The 3745-nt window shown below is 31.5% G+C and carries 4 protein-coding genes; all 4 read left to right on the top strand.

The features are described 5' to 3' along the window. Positions 1 to 517, top strand: a 517-nt coding sequence (locus tag N2692_03020) for an alanine--tRNA ligase (protein ID MCX8016238.1), incomplete at its 5' end; no start/stop codon positions are given. Between the two features lie 40 nt (positions 518 to 557). Beyond that, positions 558 to 1793 carry a hypothetical protein gene (locus N2692_03015; GenBank protein MCX8016237.1) on the top strand — a complete coding sequence of 412 codons (1236 nt, stop codon included), beginning with the start codon at positions 558 to 560 and terminating at the stop codon, positions 1791 to 1793. Next, on the top strand, positions 1790 to 3511 hold the full coding sequence (locus N2692_03010) for a hypothetical protein (GenBank protein MCX8016236.1): 1722 nt from the start codon (positions 1790 to 1792) through the stop codon (positions 3509 to 3511). The genes N2692_03015 and N2692_03010 overlap by 4 nt, the downstream gene beginning before the upstream one ends. 68 nt (positions 3512 to 3579) lie before the next feature. Beyond that, a partial coding sequence (gene infA, locus N2692_03005; GenBank protein MCX8016235.1) for a translation initiation factor IF-1 occupies positions 3580 to 3745 on the top strand: 166 nt, incomplete at its 3' end.

The raw sequence follows: 3745 nt of genomic DNA, 5'->3' as shown, positions 1-3745 counted from the left end.
ATTTAGGAGACATCAAGAATTATCGCGGACTGCTTCGGCAGGAATGTTTAAGGGAGGATTAGCGGATCGTTCGGAAAAAGCGATAAAGTACCATACAGCTACTCATTTATTACACAAAGCTTTAAGAGATGTGTTGGGCGAAGAAGTGAAACAGAGGGGGAGTAATATTAATGAAGAACGATTACGTTTTGATTATTCGTATTCTCAAAAACCAACTCCTGAACAATTAAAGAAAGTTGAAGAAATAGTTAATCAAAAAATAAAAGAAAACTTACCCGTTGTTATGAAAGAAATGACTTTATCTCAGGCAAAAGAGATTGGCGCTATAGGTCTTTTTGAGGATAAATATGGCGAAAAGGTAAAGGTTTATTTTATTGGACATCCAGAAAATGTTTATTCTAAAGAAATTTGTGGTGGTCCGCATGTTCAAAATACGGGGCTTTTGGGATGTTTTAAAATAGTCAAAGAAGAATCAGTTTCGAGCGGTGTCAGGCGAATAAAAGCTATTTTGGAGTAGAAGATTTATTTGTTATAATTAAAAAGAAGAGATTTTTACGATGTTCAAATTATTTCATAAAAATTGGAAACCGGTTTTTTGCTTTTTTGGCGGATTAAGAGAAGTAAATTCTGCTTTGGCGTTTATAGATTTTGAAAAAAAGAAAATTAGAATAAAAAAATACCATAATTATTTTTGTGATAGCGATGATGGTTTTGGAGAAGATGATTTAGTAAAAATTTTAACCAAAGAAATAAAAAAAATTTCCAAGAAAACCCCAGCGATTATTAGTTTTGAACAGCCATTTATTAAATCAACAAAAGCGCGTTTATCAATTGTGCGGGAAAATCCTTTAACGGCAGTTGACTATGAGGATTTGGAAAATATTATTTTGAATTTAGTTTGGCGTTTGTATGATAAAGAACGCATCGTTGTTAGTCAAAAAATGAAAATTTCTGAATGGGATGTTGTTTTGGCTCATTCAAAATTAAGCGATCCGCGCATTGATGACAAAAGAGTTTTAAACCCCATTGGTTTTACAGGGAAAACTTTCTCTTTTTGTGTTGAAAATACTTATATGCATTGTCTTTTTTGGGAAGCTATTAAGCATATTTTGGAACAATGGGGAGGAGAGTTGCTTTTTATTGGGGAGAAAAATTTGATTTTTGATAAAACTTTTTCTTTAATAGATAATATAGCAAAGAATATTCTAGTGGAAATTGGTTATACAACAACAAGCGCCGGATTGCTGGGAGATTATCTAAACACTTTTAAATATTTTGATTGGGGGGAGAAAAACCTGTTATTAGCACTTTCACAAAATCTTTCAATTTCTTCTTCTTTGGCGGAAGAAATTAAAATTCGCTATGAAAACAATGAAATAAGCGAAAATGCTAAAAATTGGTTTAAGAAGCTGTTTGACAAAGAATTAAAAATTTTGGTAGAGGGCGTTAATTTAATTGCCAAAGAAATTTCTTCAAAAGAAAAAATAGAAGGATTTTATTTAATTGGGAGTTTAAAACAATTTCCATATTTAATTGAGACATTTGAAAAGAATCATTGGCCGGCGAGCATTTTTAAAATACCAGTCAATATAAACTATTATGATAATGAAAAATTCTTTTCAGACTTGGAGATTGAATTAGAAGGTGAAGAGGCATCCAATTTACCCTTTAATCTTATAAGTAATTTATCTTTCTCTTTTGTTTCAGAACCTAAATATGAAGAAATGAATAAAATTTTAAAACGTCGAATCAAGTGGTTAAATCAAAATTTATTAAAAAAATATAAAAAATGAAGGCAGAAAATATTTATGTTGATATAACTGAATCGGTGTCTGAGGTTGTTGAAAAAATTATTAATTCAAAAAATGATACCATCGTTTTGATTATTCCGGCAAATGCCAAAATCGCCGATTCATTGTTAAACTTTAAACTTATAAAACGCGAGGCGGCAGCGGCTGATAAAAAATTGTTTGTGAATAGCGATGCGGAGGAAGTTGTTTTCATGGCAAAAGAAGCGGGAATGAAATTAATTGAGATGGCTGAGATAAGTAGACCAAAACCAAAGACAAAAATTCTTCTTGGCGATATTAAACCACCGAAACGGAAAAAAATAGAAAAAGCTCAAAAAACAATTTCGCCCCAACAGACAGAGGAGGAATTACCAGAAATCAAAGAAATTATTCAGCAAGTGGAAATAAAAACCCAAAGAAAAAAAGTTCAAAAAGACATTACTCCTAAGAATATTAATAATGAGAAGAAATTTTTTACAGATTATTTTGATGAAGACCATTTCAGTAATATAGAAATTGATGAGAAAGAAATAAAAAAAGAAAAAATCCAAAAGCCAAAATTAAAAATTAAAAAAGGGGTGAAGATTTTATTGACTGCCATTATTCTTTTTGGTTTAGCCACATTCTGTCTTATTTATTTTATTGCCAAAGCCGAGGTTAGAATTTTTTCCAATAAATATAGTTGGTCTGAACAAATTCCTGTTTTAGCGACGGCTGGAATTAATGATATCGATCAAGTTAATTTTAAAGTTCCAATTAAATCCTTTGATTTTTCAAGAACTATTACTGAAAAATTCCCTGCCACTGAAGTAAAAAGCATCCAAGCTAAGGCCAGAGGGACAATAAGAATTTATAATGCTTATAGCTCCGAACCTCAAATTCTGGTGGCAACAACAAGATTTCTGTCAAAAGAAGGAAAACTTTTTAGGTTGGTAAATAAAACAACAGTTCCCGGCGCCAAAATTCAGGATGGTAAAATTGTGCCATCTTATATTGATGCTGAAGTGATTGCTGATCAGCCAGGGGAATCTTATAATATTGGCCCTACAACATTTACTATTCCTGGTTTTGAGGGAACGCCTAGATATTCCAAATTTTATGCCGAATCATCTTCTTCTATGACCGGTGGCTATATAGGAACAACAAAGGTAGTTGGTCAGTCAGATATTAATCAAGCTAAAAACAAATTGGTTGAAATAGCATCAATTTCTTTGAATGAAGAATTAAACAGCAAATTATCTGCTAATGATATTGTTTTACCAGATGCTAAGCATATCAGCATTGCGAGCTTTTCAACTAATCCTAAACTTGATGAAAAAGCTGAACAATTTGAGGTAACCGCCAAAATATTTATGAGGGCTTTGGTATTTAATGAAGATGATGTAAAAAGATTATTTATTAACGAAGCCAAAGATAATAATTCACAATTGTTAGATAAGGAACTTTTTAGTTATCAACTAAATTATGGAGCTGCACGATTTGATTTTGAAAAAAAGCTTTTATCTTTTCCCGTGACAGCCAACTTAATTTTCTGCGATAAAATTGATCAACGAGAGTTTAGTAGTAATTTAGCCGGAAAAAACATCAAGGATTTAGAGTTATTCCTTAAACAATACAAAAGCATTAACAAGGTGGAAATAAAGATTTGGCCAAAATTTTTGAATTTTACGCCTCTTAATTCAAACAGAATTACAATTATAATCGATGAAAAAGCGATTTAGTGTTGACTAATTAAAAAACATTTTTATAATACAAACTAATCAACCATTAGGTTGTAGAAGTATTTTTTATGAAGAATAAGCAATTTGAGGGCGTTGTTATCGAAGCCTTACCTAGCACCACCTTTAAAGTTCAATTGGATGATGGTAGAGAGGTTTTGGCGCATTTGTCTGGTAAATTAAGGTTAAATTTTATTCGGATTATGGTTGGTGATAGAGTAGTGGTTGAACTAAGCC

This window comes from Patescibacteria group bacterium, assembly GCA_026415775.1.
Classification (GTDB): Bacteria; Patescibacteriota; Minisyncoccia; order UBA6257; family JAAZHW01; genus SKW32.
This window is presented reverse-complemented; position numbering and strand designations above follow the sequence as displayed.

Bases quoted from the DNA above. Each gene is read 5' to 3' on its own strand.
- N2692_03015 (MCX8016237.1), top strand. From the start codon at position 558: ATGTTCAAATTATTTCATAAAAATTGGAAACCGGTTTTTTGCTTTTTT.
- N2692_03010 (MCX8016236.1), top strand. From the start codon at position 1,790: ATGAAGGCAGAAAATATTTATGTTGATATAACTGAATCGGTGTCTGAG.